This window comes from Micromonospora sp. NPDC003776, from assembly GCF_053605645.1.
The window spans coordinates 1-2,204 of record NZ_JBSGJR010000823.1; the positions used below are offsets into that span (position 1 = coordinate 1).

Here is a 2,204-nt window from a genome sequence, read left to right on the forward strand (position 1 = left end):
GTGCCGGGCCGGATCAGCTCGTCCTGGCTAGCTCGCATGATTCCCTCACAGTCGTGGTCCCCGGTCCCATCGTTACCTACAGACGCAGCGATACGGATACCCGTTGCCGGAAGTGAACCGAAACACCCCACCCGGGATGTAACGATTCTGGTACGGTGCCACGCTTTTCTGAGCGGGGCTCGTCTTCGCTCCGCCGACGGCAGTGATCGAGATCACGCCGCTGCTCCGGTCCGGCCCCTCAGAAGGCGGGCGCCTCGCCGCCCTCCGGCACCGGCAGCGCGCTGCCCGCGGCGAACTCCGACCAGCTCAGGCTCCAGGCCGTCCAGCCGTTCCCCGGCGCCAGTGTCCGCTCGGTGCCCCGGACGGTGATCGGATCACCGATCATGGTCCGGGCGAAGAGCCACTTCGCGTTGGCCGTGGAGACGTTCACGCAGCCGTGCGAGACGTTCCGGTGGCCCTGGGCGGCGACCGACCAGGGAGCCGCGTGGATGTACTCGCCGCCCCAGGTCAGCCGCTGGGCGAAGTCGATCTCCGTGACGTACCGGTTGTCCGGGTCCGGGTCGTCCCGGGTGTCGAAGACCGTCGACTCCTTCTTCTCCATCACCACCATGGTGCCGCTGGAGGAGGGGGTGCTCTTCTTGCCGAGGCTGACCGGCATCGTCCGGACCAGGGCGCCGTTCTCGTACACGGTCATCTTCTTGGTCGCGTTGTCGACCTTCATCTCGAACGCCCGGCCGATCGTCGCGGTCGCGCTCCGGTCGACGTTGCCGTAGCGGCCGTTGCTCAACGGGACGCCGGCCAGCGCGAGCCGCACCGTGAGGGTGGTGCCGGACTTCCAGTACTCGGGTGCCCGGTAGTAGGCCTGCGTGCCGTTGGGAAGCCAGTGCCAGGCGCCCGGCTGCGGCGGGTCGGTCCGTACGAACATCCGCCGCTGCACCGCGGCCCGGTCCTTCTGCGGGATGCCCGGCGAGAACTCGGCGACCACCGGCATGGCGACGCCGTACGTCCGGTCGCTGAACAGGTAGAGGCCCGAGCCGATCATCGACTTCGGGCGGGCCATCGTGGTGAAGGTGCTGGTGCCCTCGTGCACCCGGCCGTCGGGGCCGGTTCCGGTGACCGTGGCGGTGTAGCGGGTGCCGTACTTCAGCGGGGCGGACGGCACCCAGGACGAGCCGTCCCGGCGCAGTTGGCCCGCCACCGGCTTGCCGCCCGCGGTCGTCAGGACGACCTTCGACACCGTCCCGCCGCCGGGGAGCTTCGCGCTGATCTCGGTGCTGACCGGTCGACGGGTCGCTCCGTCGGCGGGGATCACCGCCAGCGGGGCTGCCGCCCCCGGCGTCGCCCCACCCGATGCGCCCGCGGACGCGGTCGCGGGTGGTTCCCCCTGCTGGCCGCCGCCCACGACCACCGGCTTCTTCGGGTCGTCGCCCCCGCACCCGGCCAGTGCCAGCGACGCCGTGAGGACCAGGGCGCCCATCATCGCCCCGGCCCGCGCGAACCTGCCCATCCCCACCCCTGTCTCGCGTACCTGGCGGACATGGTGCCGCATCAGCGCCCGCGCCCCCCGCCCCTGTCGGGAAGTTTGGTCCGGTTTGTCCGGTAAGCTCGACCGAAGAGGGGAGCCCAGGATCTGATTGGAAGCGCCGTCCAGCGGCGTGCTAATGTTCTCCCCGTTGCCAGCGAGCGCCGCTAGCTCAACTGGCAGAGCAGCGGACTCTTAATCCGCGGGTTCGGGGTTCGAGTCCCTGGCGGCGCACAGGTGATCAAGGCTCTGGTCCGGTTCCACCGGACCAGAGCCTTTCTCGTTCCCGGGGTGGGTGTCGGGCCGGTCGCCAGAATTGAGCCATGCACGCTGCCTACATCGAGCGTCCCGGGCCGGCCGCCGAGATCCGCCACGGCGAGCTGCCGGCACCCCGCCCCGGCCCCACCGACGTCCTGGTCGACGTCCTCGCCACCACCGTCAACCACGTCGACACCTTTGTGCGCTCCGGGGCGTTCCGCACGCCGCTGCCGCTGCCGTTCGTGGTCGGTCGGGACCTGGTCGGCCGGGTCACCGAAGCCCGCCCCGGCGCCCCCGGGTTCGCGGTCGGCGACCTGGTCTGGTGCAACAGCGTCGCTGATTAGCTTAGGGATCCTGGGTCGGTTTGGGTTTCCGGGATCGTTTCCCACCTGGGTGGGGTCGCGTGGGCGTGGAGGTGGAATCC

The 2,204-nt window shown here is 70.5% G+C and carries 2 protein-coding genes and 1 tRNA gene; 2 read left to right on the top strand and 1 reads right to left on the bottom strand.

What is annotated here, in order from left to right; translation table 11 throughout:
* Positions 1 to 238 precede the first annotated feature (238 nt).
* A complete protein-coding gene (locus tag ACWEVO_RS35345) occupies positions 239 to 1,507 on the bottom strand; it encodes an Ig-like domain-containing protein (RefSeq protein WP_452311756.1) in 1,269 nt (422 codons plus the stop codon).
* Positions 1,508 to 1,683: 176 nt separating this feature from the next.
* Here ACWEVO_RS35345 and ACWEVO_RS35350 point away from each other — a divergent pair.
* Together ACWEVO_RS35350 and ACWEVO_RS35355 are read left to right on the top strand one after the other, a co-directional pair.
* A tRNA-Lys gene (locus ACWEVO_RS35350) sits at positions 1,684 to 1,756 on the top strand.
* 89 nt (positions 1,757 to 1,845) lie between these two features.
* Positions 1,846 to 2,124: an alcohol dehydrogenase catalytic domain-containing protein gene (locus ACWEVO_RS35355; RefSeq protein WP_452311757.1), complete on the top strand. Its 279-nt coding sequence runs from the start codon at positions 1,846 to 1,848 to the stop codon at positions 2,122 to 2,124.
* Positions 2,125 to 2,204: the final 80 nt, after the last annotated feature.

Bases quoted from the DNA above. Each gene is read 5' to 3' on its own strand.
- ACWEVO_RS35345 (WP_452311756.1), bottom strand. From the start codon at position 1,507: ATGGGCAGGTTCGCGCGGGCCGGGGCGATGATGGGCGCCCTGGTCCTC.
- ACWEVO_RS35355 (WP_452311757.1), top strand. From the start codon at position 1,846: ATGCACGCTGCCTACATCGAGCGTCCCGGGCCGGCCGCCGAGATCCGC.